Here is a 15,541-nt window from a genome sequence, read left to right as displayed (position 1 = left end):
ACGCCAATTATCCAGCAGTTTGCCTGCTCTAATACTAAATTAGTTTAACAAAACAAAAGTAGATACTTTGAGTATCTACCAATCAAGGTATATACTTCTACTATTTAGTTAGTGGAGGTAATTATGACTACAGGTACAGTGTTTAAAAACAATAATACTCAAGCAGTTCGCTTGCCAATTGACGCCCGCTTTCCTGATGATGTTAAAAAGGTCGCGGTTCGCATAGTCGGTAAAGACCGCATATTAACCCCTGTGACTAACAGCTGGGATTCGTTTTTCTTGCAAGGTACAACCGTTACTGATGACTTTATGACTGAACGGGCATCGCAAGAACAGCAAGAACGGGAAGCCTTTTAATGCTGAAATACATGCTTGATACCAATATCTGTATCTATGTAATAAAGCGTCGGCCAGTTGAAGTACTAGAAACTTTTAACAAGTACGCAGGGTTAATGTGCATTAGCTCAATAACATACGCAGAGCTTTGTCACGGCGTAGAAAAAAGCGCAAAACCAGAACATAACCGACAAGCTGTAGAGGATTTTGTTTCCAGATTAGTTATTTTACAGTATGGTGAAAAAGCGGCTCAGCATTATGGTGACGTTAGATCCGAGTTAGAAAAAGCGGGCACTCCTATTGGTGTTAACGACTTGCATATTAGTGCCCATGCAAGAAGTGAGGGCCTTGCATTGATAATCAACAACCTTCGTGAGTTTGAACGAGTTTCAGGTTTGCGATTGGAAAACTGGATTCAAAAAAGCGATTTTTAAGAAACACCCGCTATACTTAATTATCTGTTTGATATTATAAGATTTTTATTTACCACAACAATCCACAGAACATTAAATATTTTATTGGTTCAACTCCCGCCAGCTCCACCAAATGACAAAGACCAGCAGAAATGCTGGCCTTTTTCTTTATCTGTCATTTAAACACTAACGTGCAAACGCACTTCAATGTTGCCGCGAGTGGCATTTGAATATGGGCATACTTGGTGCGCTTGGTTCACTAAATCTTCAGCGGCGCTGTTATCCATTCCTGGCAAGCTAACAAATAAATCAACGTCTAGGCCAAAACCGCCTTCAATTTTACCAATACCAACTTCAGCACGTAGGCTTAAATCATTAGGCAATGACAACTTAGTCTGACCTGCGACAAACTTCATTGCGCCAATAAAGCAGGCTGAGTAACCCGCGGCGAATAATTGTTCTGGGTTAGTTGCGCCACCGTTACCACCAAGTTCTTTTGGTGGGGCAAGTTTTACATCAAGTAAACCATCGTTCGATTTTGCACTGCCATCACGACCACCGGTTGATGTCACTACAGCTTTATATAAAATATCCATTATAACCTCGTAAATACGTTTAGTTGCCATTTGCTAACCTGGTTATACTAGCAACAAATAATCTTGCGCGCAAGATTATTTCGCGAAAGATATATTCCGTAGTTATATTCGCGACATCGGGTATTTTTGCTACACTAGCGTAAATTTTCTGGATAATTGCCAATGACTAAAACCGTGCCTTTAGAGCAACAAATCTGCTTTGCGTTATATAGCGCGTCTAATGCCGTTATCAGGCTATATCGGCCATTATTGCAGCCCTTCGATCTTACCTACCCGCAGTATGTGGTGATGCTGGCTTTATGGCAGCAAGACAACATCAGTTTAGGTGATTTAGGTAGCCAAACCCTGTTTGACTCTGGAACCTTAACGCCGTTAGTTAAAAAGCTAGAGCAAAAAGGTTGGTTAAAGCGCGAGAGTGCCACGCACGATGAACGAGTAAAGCAAGTCGTGCTAACCGACGCTGGCAGAGCATTAGAGCAGCACATTGCCGGGGTGATGCCAGCATTACGTTGTCAAATTTCGCTGGATGACGACCGCTTAGTCATGCTACGCACCTTGGCGCGCCAAGTGCAATTAACAATTCAGAACCTTGAACAAGGCCAACGTAAATAGCTTAAGGTTAAAAATTAGTGTTTTCGTGAATTTAAACTGAATAAAACACACTAATTATCATTAAAAGGTTAATTTTTTAACTTTGTTAAAATCAAAGCTTTAGTAAAAAACTGCTGTTTTTTACACATTATTTCTTCTGCAGGGTTTGACCTGCGTCATTTTCAGCAGCATAGTGCTTTTCGCCGAAAATTCACTTGTGAATACTAGGCAGCCTACCCAAGGATTGGTTTTGTCAGGTTTAACTTAGATCTTAAAAAATAATAACGTGCAATTAAACCATAGCGCGTATCTTTGGGGCAAAAAATGAGCTTAGGGTTTGCAGCCAATAATGCTGCGGTGCTAACAGAGCAAGAACAGGCTGTTGATGTAAATAAGCCGTGGCACCATTTTCTACACTACTTTCAGGCAACGCAAGCGAACTCAGCGCAGCAAAAAAAGCGCGTTTATCGCTTACGCCACAAAGTGTACTGTGAAGAGTTGCAGTTTGAGCCAACCCGAGTTGGCCGGCTAGAGCAAGACAATTTTGATCAGAGATCGGTACACATTGCGGTAAATCATTTAGCAAGTAACACTATTGCCGGTACGGTACGTATCGTTACTAGCAGCGACAACCACGAATTATTGCCAATAGAGCAGCATTTTGACAATGAATGGATTGATACCTCATTTGCGCCGCAAAACTTTGACCGTCAACATATTTGTGAGATTTCTCGGCTTGCGGTGCCAGCAGAAATTCGTTGCGCAACATCGTTAACGCCAAACGCGCTAAGTGCTGAGCGTAGCTGCAGTAAATTAGTGGCTATTTCATTATATTTAATTGCCCAAATAACGTGTTTACGCGCAGGTCGTGTGCATGCTTACGTTATGATAGAGCCCGCACTGGCCAGAGCACTGCGTCGCGTTGGCATTCACTTTATACAAATAGGCAAACCCATCGCTTTTAATGGTATTCGAGCGCCCTACTATTTAGATGCGCGTACTATTTCATCTACGTTAAATGCGGATTATCTGCAATTGCATACTATGCTAGAAGCTCAGCTATCTGACACCTTATCTAATGCAAGGCCGCAACTGGCGCTGTGCTATAGCGCATCACAAGTGTGAATAGCTGGTCGCGGTTTGCACGCTAGGCAGTTTGTGTAAAACGCTATGTTACCAAGACAATGAAAATACTCAGAAAAGTTTCGTATTCACCTAATGTAAATGCTATACCTTGTTGGTATACAAACAATGGGTTCTCTCTGTAAAATACGATTATGCGGAGTATTAATTGTCGTTATGCTAACTAATTTACACGATATTTTATTTAACATTAGCCGTAACCCGGATGTCGATAAAGGCGATTTAATGGCAAGTAGCCGCTTGCTGTTAAGTAGTATTGCGCAAGGGCTAGAAATTGATCGTGCGAGCGTTTGGTTGTTATCAGACGATCGGATGCAAATGCGCTGTATTTATTTGCTTGATTGCGCCGAACACCATCCTGAACCTAATATGGCGTTAGCACGCGCTGATTTCCCACGTTACTTTGCGGCTTTAGATGGCGAACGAAATATCGTGGCGAGTGATGCACACCAGCATCCACAAACCAGCGAGTTTTCGGCTTGTTACCTTACGCCGTTACAGATTTGTTCAATGCTAGATACTCCAATACATCATCATGGTGCTATGGTTGGCATTATTTGCCTTGAACATTGCCAAGCGAAATTATGGAATAACGATGAAATTACCTTCGCCAGTTTTCTCGCGGATATTTATGGCCGCGCGCTTAGTGCATCGGAGCGCGTTCGCTACCAAAACGAATTAGAGCAACTAAATAGCGGGCTAGAGCAAATAGTTAGCCAACGTACTCAGCAGTTAACTCAGTCTTTAGAGCAACTACAGCAGACTCAACATCGTTTAATTGAAGTAGAAAAAATGGCCAGTTTGGGCCGTTTAGTGGCGGGTATTGCTCACGAAATTAATACGCCATTAGGTATTGCCGTAACCGCTAATAGCCACGCGGAAGCTACCTTGCTAGAGTTAGAACAATTGTTTCACGCCAACCAACTTACGCGCCAGCGTTTTGCCCATAACGGTAATGCCATTAAAAACTGCATAGCAATGGTAAATGCCAACCTGCAGCGCACCGTCGATTTAGTTAATAGCTTTAAACAAACGGCTGCTGCAAGTTCAGAGCAGAAAAAAGCAGAAAACTTACAGTTAAATCGATTTATTCCCGACGTATTATCTAGCATCGAATCGATACTAAAACAGCACCATGTTGAAGTGCAAATACATATTCCAGAGAGTATGCAAGTGCAAAGCTATGCCAGCCCTCTGGCGCTCATTTTAACGCGCCTAATTGAAAACGCCTGCGTTCATGCTTTTAATACCGAACAAAAACGACAAGTTATTATTCGTACTAGCCAGAATAAACACAGTTGGCAGCTTGAGGTTAGAGATAATGGTCGAGGTATGGATAAGCACGAACTCGCCAGAGCCTTTGAGCCCTTTTTTACCACGCGACGCAGCGCGGGCGCAAAAGGCCTAGGTTTAACCTTAGTGTTCAACCTAGTATCACACTTGTTACAAGGTGAAATTAGCCTGCATAACGCAGATACAGGCTGTGTTGTTACGCTAAACTGCCCATTGCAGTTAACTACAAACGAACCGTAAGGCCGTCGGCTAAGGTATTTCGATAGGCTAACATGCCAGGAATAGTGGCTAACACACTAGATAATGCCAGAATACCGACCGCCCAATACAACGTAGCTTGGTTAAGAATGTTTAAGCTAATAAATAAGCCAAAATCAGCCGCTAATTTGTCTTGTAACAACACCAAACTCATAAATAGTAATACACATGCCGATAGCATCGACGCTAGGGTTACTAATAATACTTCAAGCTGAATTAGCACAAACAAATACCAAGGATGCGCACCTGCAGCACGTAAAATGGCCATTTCACGCTGCCGTTCTTTCATTGAAGCCAGTAGTGTTGTAATCATACCAACCAGAGCTGCCAGCAAAACTAATAAGCTAATCAACAATAGTAGGCCCTCAACCATACCTAACATTTGCCACAGTTCAGCTAACGCAACGCCGGGTAAAATTGCGGTTAAGGGTTCGGTTTTAAATTCATTAATTTGTCGCTGCACGGTAAAGGTTGCCATTCGTGACGTTAATCCCAGCATAAAAGCGGTAATTGCTTTAGGGGTTAAGTCGTGTGCTAACGCTTGCTCGCTGGTTACCTGCGTTGGCTTGGGTGCGCCTTGTTGCCAATCTAAATGAATTGCCTCTATCGCCTCTAGGCTTACATGTACCGTTTGGTCAACCGGAGTGCCGGTGCGCGCCAAGATACCAACGACAGTAAAGGGCTTATTTTTATGCTGGCTAAAACTTACCGCACCAACGCCATGTGACAACTCTATTTGTTGCCCCAATTTATAGCCTAGCTTTTGCGCTACTTCAGCGCCTAATACCGTATCGAAAACACTTGCGAATGGCTGGCCCTGACGCAACACTAATGGCTGATTATTCGCATAACGATAATAGGTAAAATAATCACTATTAGTGCCCATTACTCGATAGCCTCGATGCGAGTCGCCCAACGAAATAGGAATACTCCAGGCAATTTGCGGATGTTTAATAATGCGCTGATAGCTGGGCCAGCTAATATTCGCGGTGGCATTACCAATGCGAAATACCGAGTACAGTAATAAATTAAGTTGGCCAGAGCGCGCACCAACAATCAGGTCGGTACCTGACACTGTGCTGGTAAAGCTGGCTTTTGCTTCAATGCGTAAATGATTAATACCCATTAGCAATGCAATACTAATAGTTAACGATAACCAGGTCATTAGCACAGTGCCGCGACGGTTCCATAAACTTAACCTTGCTAGCTTCATTAACATGGTTGCACCCCAAGCGCCAAATTCTGCATCGTTAATTGGTAAGCAAAGTACTGAGCTAAGCTTTGATCATGGCTAACAAATATCACCGTGCAGCCATTGCTATCCGCTTCTGCTAGCATTACCTTCATAAACGCATCACGGTTGTCGCTATCCAACGCCGATGTAGGTTCATCGGCAATTAATAAAGTAGGCTTTGGTAGCAACGCCCGAGCAATAGCCACACGTTGCTGTTGGCCAACGCTAATAGCTGCGGCTTTTTGATGCCATATCGTTGACTCTAAGCCAAGCCGCTGCAGTAGTACTTTTGCCCGCACCGTAGCATCAGCTTTATTCTGGCCGGCAAAATGACTGCTTAATAAGGTGTTGTCCAGTACCGATAAATAGGGGATCAGGTTTAGTTGCTGAAATACCACACCAATATACTTTGCTCTTAAGCTATCTCGCGCACTGCTTGACAACCTATGCAAAGCTTGGCCACTGACATAAAGTTCGCCGCTAACAGGTTTTGTAATACCACAAAGTAAGTTTAATAAGGTGGTTTTACCACTACCAGACGCACCACGAACAAATAAGTGCTGGCCTACACGCAAGCTAAGCTCTGGTACGTTAAGTTGCCAGCCGTTAGCAAGGTAATAAAATTGTAATTGTTTGAGTTCAATCGCGGGAATTTTCGGCTTGTCGGTCACAGGCGCCCTTAGTGTCATGTTATGATGTTGGCGTTTTTACCATTATGCCAACTTAGAGGGGCGAGCTCCAATGCTGCGAACGTTATCTATTGCGTTATATTTGACACTGGTCGCATGTCTGCTTTGTGTCACGGCCAGCGCTAATGATGTTACCACGCTTGAGTGGACAGATTTAATGCCTGAAGAAGACTTAAAAGCATTACAACAATTACCAGAAGTAGAACACGATTATACTAAGCCATCGCCGTTTGATGAGAACTATCAAGGCGATGACCCTGCAGCAAAACAGTGGCAGCAAATACTTAGCTCGGCCAAGGTTGTAGAAAAATATAACAACACTAAGGTACGGATCCCGGGCTTTGTGGTGCCACTAGAGTTCGATAACGCGCAAAACGTTACCAGCTTCTTTTTAGTGCCTTATTTCGGTGCTTGTATTCACGTGCCGCCGCCGCCGCCAAACCAAATGATTTTTGTCAGCGGAGCAAAAAAATTAAATGCCGACATGATTTATTCGCCATTTTGGATCACCGGTACGCTAACAACGGAAGTGATGTCGCATGATTTAGGCCAAGCAGCCTATAGCTTAAAAGTTGATAGCATAGAAGAGTATTCGTACTAGCACAGAGAACATGTTCTTACTAACGCCAGTAGAAATAAAAATGCCGGTCAGCTTAACTGACCGGCATTAACCAAACCGAAAATTGTTAGCGTTACTAACTCAGTACAGCCTGTAATTTTTTCATCGCATTTTTTTCTAACTGACGCACGCGTTCCGCAGAAACACTATAACGGTCAGCCAACTCTTGCAGGGTTAACTTGTTATTGTCTAACCAACGGGCCCGCACTATATCCTGACTACGCTCATCAAGCGTGCGCATTGCGGCTTGCAGACGGTCAACTGCTGCGGTGTCCCACTGGTCTTCTTCAATACGGTTTGCTAAGTCTGATGCTTTATCTTCCAAATAATACACTGGCGCAGTGTAAGCCGCTTCTTCGTTTTCATCTGGAGCATCAAACGGCATGTCGTAGTTGCTCATACGTGCTTCCATCTCACGCACTTCATGCTCCGCAACACCTAACGACTCAGCAACGTTTTTCACTTCTTCTTGATTAAACCAGCCTAAATGCTTTTTCGCTTTACGCAGGTTAAAAAACAATTTGCGTTGCGCTTTAGTGGTCGCAATTTTAACTATGCGCCAGTTTTTCAGCACGTACTCATGGATCTCGGCTTTTATCCAGTGCACAGCAAATGATACTAAGCGCACGCCAACATTTGGATCAAAGCGTTTTACCGCTTTCATCAGACCAATATTACCTTCTTGAATTAAATCACTTACCGGTAAACCATAACCTGAATAGCTGCGAGCAATATGCACTACAAAGCGCAAGTGCGACATAATTAGCTGACGTGCAGCTTCTAAATCACCGTTTTGGTGTAAGCGTTCAGCCAAGCTGCGCTCTGCATCTGCAGTTAACATGGCAATGGAACTGACAGCATGAGTGTACGCTTCCAAGCTGCTGCTGGTTGCTACGGGTAAGGAGATCATTTCTGCTGTATCGCTCATTTTTGCGTCCTGTCCTAAACTAATTGCATCGATATTAGCACTCTTTGACATAGAGTGCTAATTTAAGTTTCATCAAACTTTAGAACTGCTTAATCTAAAAAATAGAATGTAATAATGAAATGCTATTAAGGGCCGGTAGGTTCAATAGCGCTTATATGACGGCGCACCGACAAATAAGAGCCACTTAGGCCAAGCAGTATTGCAAGTAACATCAGACTTAAAAATTCAGCCATACTCAGCGCCATTAAGTGAAATTCACTTTCATATAACGACGTAACACTAACAATAGCACCTTGCAGCCACCACAACATGGTTTCGACGATTAAAAAAGCTAATAAACCGCCAAATACGCCATACCATATGCCGCTATACAAGAATGGCCGCTGAATAAAGGCGTCGGTTGCGCCAACCAGCTTCATTACTTCAATTTCGTCTTTTTTACTCATAATAGACAGACGGATGGTATTACCTATAATCAGCAATACTGCACCGAGCAATAACACCGCAATAATAAGTACAGCTTGGCGCAATAGGCTAACAATAGCATCAAGCCGAGTTAGCCAATCAATGTCCAGCTTGCCAAATTCGACAATACGTTCTTTAGACAATCGCGCCATCAACTGCCGAGCACTATCGGCACTGGTGTTTTTTGGTAGTATTAGCAGCACATCAGGCAGCGGGTTATCGGTTAGGTAATTTAACGCCGAGCCAAAACCGCTTACTTGAGCAAATTCAGCTAAGGCCTGTTGTTTACTAATGTGTGTAACCCGAGCAATATCTTGATCTGCCTGCAGGATTTTATGCAGGCTACTGATTTGTGTGTCGCTAACCCCCTCTCGAATAAATAAACTTATTTCAGCCGCTTGAGTAAAGCTGTCACTGACCTGTTGTACGTTTTTAACCAGCAGATGCAGTGTTGCCGGTAAAGTAAGGCTAACGCCAAGTACACCAATGGTAAGAATAGACGCCGAGGGCGTACGCCACAGCTCACCAAGGCTAAATAATGCTTGGCGCACATGGTTAACCCAAAACATGAAAAAACGCCGACCAACACCGACTTTGCGGGTTGTTGCGCCACTACTTACTCGACCCGAAAATAAAATACTCATAGTGGGTCCTCTTGATACTGCAGCAACCCGTCATTAATCATCTTGCCTTGTTTCAAGGTTAGCGTGCGATATTTCATACGCGCGACTAAACCTAAGTCGTGCGTAGCAACCAACACTGACACTCCAACCTGATTAAAGGCTTCAAATACCCGCATAATGTCTTTTGATAAGTCAGGGTCAAGGTTACCGGTAGGTTCGTCAGCTAGTAATAGTGGTGGTTTATTCACCACGGCACGGGCAATACCTACGCGCTGCTGTTCACCGCCAGATAACGTTTGCGGCAAACAACGCACTTTATCTAGCAAGCCGACTTTATCTAGCGCAGCATGTACCCGCTTTACCATGTCTTTACCACTAAAGCCCTCTATCACTAATGGCAGAGCAACATTATCAAATACGGTATGGTTCATCAGTAAGCGATGGTTTTGAAAAATAATACCGATATCACGACGCACATAAGGAATAAGTGGTCGGCGAATCCGGCTTAAATCAACATCGTTAATTAGCACGCGGCCAACACTGGGGCGTTCAATCAAGCTAATAAGTTTTAATAGCGTACTTTTGCCAGCGCCTGAATGCCCAGTCAAAAATGCCATTTCACCTTTTTCTAGTTTAAAGCTCACCCGGTCTAACGCAACAAAACCGCCGGCGTAACTTTTACTAACTTGATCAAACTCCAGCATGGTTATACTTCCCGGTTGAATAAGGCGCGAATAAAGTCTTGGCTATTAAATACCCGCAAGTCGTCAATGCCCTCACCTACACCGATATAACGCAGTGGCACTTTAAACTGATCAGCAATGGCAAAAATTACTCCACCTTTGGCCGTACCGTCTAATTTAGTTAAGCTGATACCGGTTAACGGTATGGCTTCATTAAATACCTTAGCTTGGTTCAGTGCGTTCTGTCCGGTTCCCGCATCTAGCGTCAGCATTACCTCATGTGGCGCAGCTACGTCTATTTTTTGCAGTACTCGGACAATTTTCTTTAACTCTTCCATTAAATGCGCTTTATTCTGCAACCGACCGGCGGTGTCGGCAATAAGCACATCTACTTTACGTGCTTTTGCTGCCTGATACGCATCAAAAATGACTGATGCGCTATCTGCACCGGTATGCTGAGCGATAACAGGTATATGGTTACGTTCACCCCACACCTGTAACTGCTCGACCGCAGCAGCACGAAAGGTATCACCGGCAGCTAACATCACACTTTTACCCTGTTGCCTAAACTGCTGCGCCATCTTGCCAATGGTGGTGGTTTTACCGACACCATTAACGCCAACCATTAAAATAACAAACGGCCCAGTTTCATTGACTGGCTGCAGTGGTTTTTCCACATCATGTAACAAAGCTGCCATATCTGATTGCAGCTTATCAAATAACAGAGTCGAGTCTTTTAGTGCTTTACGGCTAGCATGCTGCTCAAGTTGACTAATCAGCTTTTGCGTGGTGTCTACACCTACATCAGCCATTAGCAACTGGGTCTCTAGTTCTTCGTATAGCTCTTCATCAATTTTACGCCCGCTAAATAAATCAGCTAAACCTGAGCCTAAATTTTGGCTAGTTTTAGATAAGCCCTGCTTAAGCCGGGTAAAAAAACCAACTTTTTTTGTTGGCTCAATGATAATACTAGGCTCTGCCGCAACGTCAGATTCAGTAACTTTTTCGCTAATAACAGGCTGACCAACTATGGCTTTAGCCTGCGTGGTTTCAGGCAATATGGGTTCAGCCGGCTCAGTGCTATGCACCGCCGTGTCTGATGGTTCAGTGTGTGACGTAGTGGTTTCTGCTTGACGGTCTTCTTTACCAAACCCCAGCCAAGAGAAGAGTTTATTTTTTTTGCTCATAAGCGTAAGTGTATGCAGTTAAAAACTAAGGTAAACTTGGCAGATATACTAACACCTTTGTGTTAAAGGCAAAACGGATTAGATGAAACAGGTAAAAAGCAGAGCAAAAAACTCGCCCAACAAAGCTAATAAACTAGCTGCCGTTAGCGGTGCACCTGGCGAAGTAAGAGTTATTAGCGGTAAATGGCGTGGTCGTAAATTAGCGGTCTTAGATGCTGACGGCTTACGGCCCACTAGCGATAGAGTTAAAGAGACGCTATTTAACTGGTTAATGCATGATATAGACGGTGCTAATGTGCTTGATTGCTTTTCTGGTAGCGGCAGTTTAGCGATAGAAGCGTTGTCACGTTATGCCAGCCACGCCACCTTAATTGAGCGCGAGCTGCCGCTAGCGAAAAACCTGACTAAAAACTTAACCTTGCTAAAATGCGATAACGCCCATGTCGTAAATAAAGACTGCTTAAGCTGGTTAGCAAGCACAGCAACCCAACAATACAACCTAGTGTTTATTGACCCGCCATTTCGCAAAGATCTAGCCATTAACTGCTGCCAAGCATTAGAAAAAAATCATTGGTTAACAGAAAACGCGCTAATTTATTTAGAAACCGAGAAAGAGCTTAAAGTAGCAGAACTGCCGGTAAACTGGCATTTACTAAAAGAAAAAATTGCTGGTCAACTAGCGTATCGCCTGTACCAGCGCAGCTAACCATCATGCGTAAATTGATAGGTTAGCCTAGGCTCTAATCCGCACTTATTAACTAGAGCTAAGTTCCATACCTAAATTGGTTAGTCCTTGCTCTTTTACCCAGTTTTGCAACTGCTGACGTTCTTCGCGACCAAATTGCTTTAATGGTGTTACCAGCGCAATTAACTCAGCAAAACAGTCCATTTCATATTGCATTAATGGATGATCGCGCACAATTTTTTTCAACTCAGCTTCAGTAGTAATATCATCATCAATACTCTCGTGCTCTATTAAACGCGCGACTGTTGCTTGAGAAATTTTCGCCACATTAATAAATTCACTGGCGTCTTGCTGCGCTATACCACTTAACATCATGTCCAATGCTGTAGCACAGTCAACTGCGGGGTACACACCAAAGATATCAAAATTAGTTACTTCTGGTGTTACTTGATCCAACTCATCAGATAATTTTTCAAAGTTAATTTTAACTTTTTTTACCGTTAGCCACTCCCATACCAAGGTAAGAATATGGCGCGTTAATTGGGCATCACCCGTTTGCGTTACTTCGGCAAACAACTCGTAATTTGGCAACATCCGCTCTAGCAAGGTTGCAGCGATAGCGGCTTGCTGATAAAAACTCAGTTCGCGCATTACTTGAAAATTATTGGCTTTTTGTTTCATTTTTGTCCTAAAGGCATAGGCTGTAACGATGAAAACAGTTACAGCCTTAATGCGCTACAGTAGTAATACTGCTGCGTGCACTAAGGCTGTAATTATTACGAAAGGGTAGCAAGTACCTATTAAATTTAGCTGATAACTTTCAGCTGTTTTTGCGCATATTCAAACTTAAGTTTGAATTCCATCAAGCGCTCTTCCATATCTTGAATTTGCAACTGATGCGCTTCCTGCTGCTGTTGTAGTTCAATACGCAGGGTACGGATCAGCTCGCGGCTACTATCAGCTTCTTGTTGCTGCTTTTGCTCAGCGGCATATTGACGGTTCTGCGCATGTTCAAGTTGGCCTTCTAGTTTTTGCTGTTTGTTCTGACTATTTTGGCTTTGTTCAGTTAAATTAACATAGTCAGCTTGCAGACGAGTAAGCTCAGAGCCTAAATTACTTGCCTCATTTTGCGTTAGCGCTAATTGCTGATCCGCTGCATCAAGTTGCTGCTGCGCTTCTGCAACTTGCTGCTGTAACTGCTCGACTTGTGCTTGATGCTGCTCAGATACCGACGCAACCTGTTGCTGTAATTGCTGAATTTTTTGCTGCTGTAGTTCATGCGTTTTTTTACGGTCATACACTTCTTGCTGCAACTGCACCATAGCCTGCTGCCGTTCCTGCTGTGCAAGCTCTACTTGTGCAAAATGCTGCTGCTCTTCAGCAAAAGCTTTGGTTTGTTCTGCTAATTGCTGTTGCAGGTGCTCAAGCTGTTGTTCATATTTGGCTTGTAGAGCATTAATTTGCTGTACTTGGCTTTGTTGCTGCTCAACGGCAAGCTTAAGCTCTGTTTTACTTTGTTGCACCACCAGTTTCATTTCATGCAGGGCAGCTTTAGCTTGCTCGGCGTCGGCCTCGGCGCCAGCTATTTGCTGCTGAAGTTGGCTAACACGCTGCTCAGCTTGTTGCAGTTTGTGTTCTGCATCAGCATTACTACTTCCAGACTGTTGCACTTGCTTTAAATGTTGCTGCAAATGTTCAAGCTGCATAGCGTGTTCAGAACGGTCTTGTAGTGAATCTGACAATTTTTGTTTGACGGTTTCTAACTCTTCGCTAGCGCTTTGATATTGCTGACGTAACTTGATTAGCTCTTGATTATCGACGCCATTAACAGATGCTGTCGAATCTAGCTGCAGCTTAGTTTGCTGCCAATCTTTAAATAATTTTTGATAGGCCTGCTCTTGTTCAAGCAAGCGCTGTTGCCACTGCTTTTGGCTATCAGCAATTACCGTAGTAGCAAAATGTTGCAACTGTTGTTGCTGCGCATTTAATAGCTGGCTAGAAAAATCGACTAAACTGGCCTCTAACTGCTGCTGTGCAGTTTGCGTCAAGTCGGCAATAACCTGTTGCTCATTTTTATTGTTGTTTTGGTTCACTGCATTCATTATCAGCTCTCGCTATACTCCAGTAGTATTTGTATTTTTAATCAACAAACACAACATCATCAGTTTGGTATATCAACAGCCTTTACCTTAGCAGTATTTCAGGTTGTCGCATACTATGCTGTTATCTAGTTTAATATGAGTTGCAAGCTATAGCTAACGCTATTTATATCAAGATAGGGGTTAGGCTTATATAATTAATTTTCAATTTAAATCATAAGCTTAATTTATTTATCACGGTTGGGGCCAGCTAATTTATCGTCTCAACTGGGCCGTTAGCCAAGGCAAAACGTACTCTGTATTATCTATATTGCAACTAAGTTATATTTAACATTAGAGAACTTATTAGCTAAATAAGCTGTCCAAATGTTAAGCTGGCTTTAAGCAATATATGGCTAAACTCATCTGGTTGTACTATTTATTGGCAAAGATGCCGTTACCAGATCACGCATAGGAATATCTATATGCTACGCAAAAACATCAAATATCTACTCATTGCATGTACTGTCGCAACAAGCTTGCTGCTTGCTAGTTGTGCAAGTGGACCAAGTGTACGCACAGATACCGCCGCTAATACTAATTTTTCCGGCTATAAAACCTTTAGTTTTATGGCTGAACCGGCAACCGACAGTGCTGGCTATACCTCTTTGATAACACAGCACTTTAAAGATGCTATTAATAACGAAATGACAGCGTTGGGTTATAAATATAGTGAAACTAACGCTGATTTGATCATTAACTTTAACTCCAATGTCGAAAACCGTACTGAGGTGCGCTCTACGCCATCGGCAAGCATTAACTATGGCTATTATAATTATCGCCGCGGTATCTATGCTGGTTTTCCAATTTTTGCTAACGACGTTGACACTATTCACTATAAGCACGGTACGGTAAATATTGATGTTATAGACTCGGTGAAAAAGCAGCTCGTTTGGGAAGGCATTTCAGAAGGCACATTGAAAAACTCTGATTTAAAACAGCCTAAACAAGCTATTGCCAAAGTAGTCGGTTTAATATTTCAACAGTACCCTACTCAACCGACGGCTAAGCCATAAAACTCAAGCCATTTATTCGGCTTGAGTACGTACCAGTTGAACAATTTTTTCCTGTAACGCCGCACAGTCGGCGTTTTTATTTTGCTGCTGAATAGATAACGTAAGTTCACCGACATTCAAACCAAACTTATGCAAGGTACTTCGGTTAATTAAATTTTCATTATCAATAAGATACATCCAGTCTTTAACCTTTACATCTAAGGTGTCGCCGTTATAAGGAATGCGCAATGTGTATTGCCAATACAAGGCGTTACCCGCTAGTTGCCCAGTCGCTTTACCCACAACATCGCCAGCACTGCCCGTTACTGTGCCATCCGCGGCTTGTTGCAACTGCCAGTGTCGTTGCTCAACGCGCCCGTCACTAAAATGAAATAGCTCGTACAAGTTGCCGTTGTTTTCTTGCCAGCTTCCGCACAGTTCCGCGCTAAATCGCACGCTTTGTTTGCCCTGCCAGTTGTGTAATACACCCCAAGCTTTACTTTCACCTTGAAAAAATTCGCTTAACTTCAATACTGGCGTTTCGTTGTTATAGTCAGATACTGACTGACTACATCCGGTCAGTAGCGCTAATAACATTGTGGTATAAAGATATTTTTGCTGCATAAATCCTCCGTTAGTAAATAGGATTACGTAACTTCGCTAAC

General features: G+C 43.1%; 18 protein-coding genes. 8 read left to right on the top strand and 10 right to left on the bottom strand.

The genetic code is table 11. The features are described 5' to 3' along the window. The first annotated feature begins 123 nt into the window (after window positions 1–123). Both vapB and vapC read left to right on the top strand, forming a co-directional pair. Window positions 124–357: a type II toxin-antitoxin system VapB family antitoxin gene (gene vapB / locus MN199_RS01880; RefSeq protein ID WP_335738247.1), complete on the top strand. Its 234-nt coding sequence runs from the start codon at window positions 124–126 to the stop codon at window positions 355–357. A 2-nt stretch (window positions 358–359) separates the two neighbouring features. Beyond that, window positions 360–770, top strand: a complete 411-nt coding sequence (gene vapC, locus MN199_RS01875) for a type II toxin-antitoxin system tRNA(fMet)-specific endonuclease VapC (RefSeq protein WP_472511578.1) — start codon at window positions 360–362, stop codon at window positions 768–770. A gap of 158 nt (window positions 771–928) precedes the next feature. On the opposite strand, the gene MN199_RS01870 is transcribed toward vapC, so the two are convergent. Continuing rightward, complete coding sequence (locus tag MN199_RS01870) at window positions 929–1,375, bottom strand: organic hydroperoxide resistance protein (RefSeq protein WP_472511576.1); 447 nt, start codon at window positions 1,373–1,375, stop codon at window positions 929–931. Between the two features lie 132 nt (window positions 1,376–1,507). Here MN199_RS01870 and MN199_RS01865 point away from each other — a divergent pair, with 132 nt between their 5' ends. From MN199_RS01865 to MN199_RS01855, 3 genes are all read left to right on the top strand, one after another. Further along, window positions 1,508–1,957, top strand: a complete 450-nt coding sequence (locus tag MN199_RS01865; RefSeq protein WP_335738245.1) for a MarR family winged helix-turn-helix transcriptional regulator — start codon at window positions 1,508–1,510, stop codon at window positions 1,955–1,957. A gap of 303 nt (window positions 1,958–2,260) precedes the next feature. Continuing rightward, window positions 2,261–3,061, top strand: coding sequence for a PEP-CTERM/exosortase system-associated acyltransferase (locus MN199_RS01860; RefSeq protein ID WP_132581788.1), 801 nt, complete (start codon window positions 2,261–2,263; stop codon window positions 3,059–3,061). Window positions 3,062–3,235: 174 nt separating this feature from the next. Next, a complete protein-coding gene (locus tag MN199_RS01855) occupies window positions 3,236–4,612 on the top strand; it encodes an ATP-binding protein (RefSeq protein ID WP_335738244.1) in 1,377 nt (458 codons plus the stop codon). Here the strand turns inward: MN199_RS01855 and MN199_RS01850 are convergent. Together MN199_RS01850 and MN199_RS01845 are read right to left on the bottom strand one after the other, a co-directional pair. After that, window positions 4,596–5,849: an ABC transporter permease gene (locus tag MN199_RS01850; RefSeq protein WP_335738243.1), complete on the bottom strand. Its 1,254-nt coding sequence runs from the start codon at window positions 5,847–5,849 to the stop codon at window positions 4,596–4,598. The two genes, MN199_RS01855 and MN199_RS01850, sit on opposite strands and share 17 nt — an antisense overlap. Continuing rightward, window positions 5,843–6,535 (bottom strand): ABC transporter ATP-binding protein, encoded by a 693-nt coding sequence (locus MN199_RS01845; protein WP_335738242.1) that lies wholly within the window; start codon window positions 6,533–6,535, stop codon window positions 5,843–5,845. Before MN199_RS01845 ends, MN199_RS01850 begins: the two co-directional genes overlap by 7 nt. A 70-nt stretch (window positions 6,536–6,605) precedes the next feature. On the opposite strand from MN199_RS01845, the gene MN199_RS01840 reads away from it, so the two are divergent. Next, on the top strand, window positions 6,606–7,154 hold the full coding sequence (locus MN199_RS01840) for a DUF3299 domain-containing protein (RefSeq protein ID WP_132581780.1): 549 nt from the start codon (window positions 6,606–6,608) through the stop codon (window positions 7,152–7,154). A 94-nt stretch (window positions 7,155–7,248) separates the two neighbouring features. Here the strand turns inward: MN199_RS01840 and rpoH are convergent, their stop codons facing one another. From rpoH to ftsY, 4 genes are all read right to left on the bottom strand, one after another. After that, window positions 7,249–8,100, bottom strand: a complete 852-nt coding sequence (rpoH, locus tag MN199_RS01835) for an RNA polymerase sigma factor RpoH (RefSeq protein WP_132581778.1) — start codon at window positions 8,098–8,100, stop codon at window positions 7,249–7,251. Window positions 8,101–8,225: 125 nt separating this feature from the next. Continuing rightward, on the bottom strand, window positions 8,226–9,209 hold the full coding sequence (ftsX, locus tag MN199_RS01830; protein ID WP_132581776.1) for a permease-like cell division protein FtsX: 984 nt from the start codon (window positions 9,207–9,209) through the stop codon (window positions 8,226–8,228). Then, entirely contained in the window at window positions 9,206–9,892 is a 687-nt protein-coding gene (ftsE, locus tag MN199_RS01825; protein ID WP_132581774.1) for a cell division ATP-binding protein FtsE, read from the bottom strand. Before ftsE ends, ftsX begins: the two co-directional genes overlap by 4 nt. 2 nt (window positions 9,893–9,894) lie before the next feature. After that, window positions 9,895–11,058 carry a signal recognition particle-docking protein FtsY gene (gene ftsY / locus MN199_RS01820; protein ID WP_335738241.1) on the bottom strand — a complete coding sequence of 388 codons (1,164 nt, stop codon included), beginning with the start codon at window positions 11,056–11,058 and terminating at the stop codon, window positions 9,895–9,897. Between the two features lie 82 nt (window positions 11,059–11,140). Between ftsY and rsmD the strand changes: the two genes are divergently transcribed. After that, window positions 11,141–11,764 (top strand): 16S rRNA (guanine(966)-N(2))-methyltransferase RsmD, encoded by a 624-nt coding sequence (gene rsmD / locus MN199_RS01815; RefSeq protein WP_335738240.1) that lies wholly within the window; start codon window positions 11,141–11,143, stop codon window positions 11,762–11,764. Between the two features lie 48 nt (window positions 11,765–11,812). Here rsmD and MN199_RS01810 read toward each other — a convergent pair whose 3' ends face one another. Both MN199_RS01810 and MN199_RS01805 read right to left on the bottom strand, forming a co-directional pair. After that, on the bottom strand, window positions 11,813–12,424 hold the full coding sequence (locus tag MN199_RS01810; RefSeq protein WP_132581768.1) for a YjaG family protein: 612 nt from the start codon (window positions 12,422–12,424) through the stop codon (window positions 11,813–11,815). 125 nt (window positions 12,425–12,549) lie between these two features. Next, window positions 12,550–13,845, bottom strand: a complete 1,296-nt coding sequence (locus MN199_RS01805; RefSeq protein ID WP_335738239.1) for a coiled-coil domain-containing protein — start codon at window positions 13,843–13,845, stop codon at window positions 12,550–12,552. Window positions 13,846–14,306: 461 nt separating this feature from the next. Here MN199_RS01805 and MN199_RS01800 point away from each other — a divergent pair, with 461 nt between their 5' ends. Then, on the top strand, window positions 14,307–14,897 hold the full coding sequence (locus tag MN199_RS01800) for a DUF4136 domain-containing protein (protein WP_335738238.1): 591 nt from the start codon (window positions 14,307–14,309) through the stop codon (window positions 14,895–14,897). A 12-nt stretch (window positions 14,898–14,909) separates the two neighbouring features. Here MN199_RS01800 and MN199_RS01795 read toward each other — a convergent pair whose 3' ends face one another. After that, a complete protein-coding gene (locus tag MN199_RS01795; protein WP_335738237.1) occupies window positions 14,910–15,500 on the bottom strand; it encodes a DUF3833 domain-containing protein in 591 nt (196 codons plus the stop codon). Between the last annotated feature and the right edge of the window lie 41 nt (window positions 15,501–15,541).

This window comes from Rheinheimera metallidurans (assembly GCF_036983985.1).
GTDB lineage: Bacteria > Pseudomonadota > Gammaproteobacteria > Enterobacterales > Alteromonadaceae > Alishewanella > Alishewanella metallidurans.
Note: the sequence above shows the minus strand (reverse complement) of the source record. Positions and strands in the feature narration are given on the sequence as shown.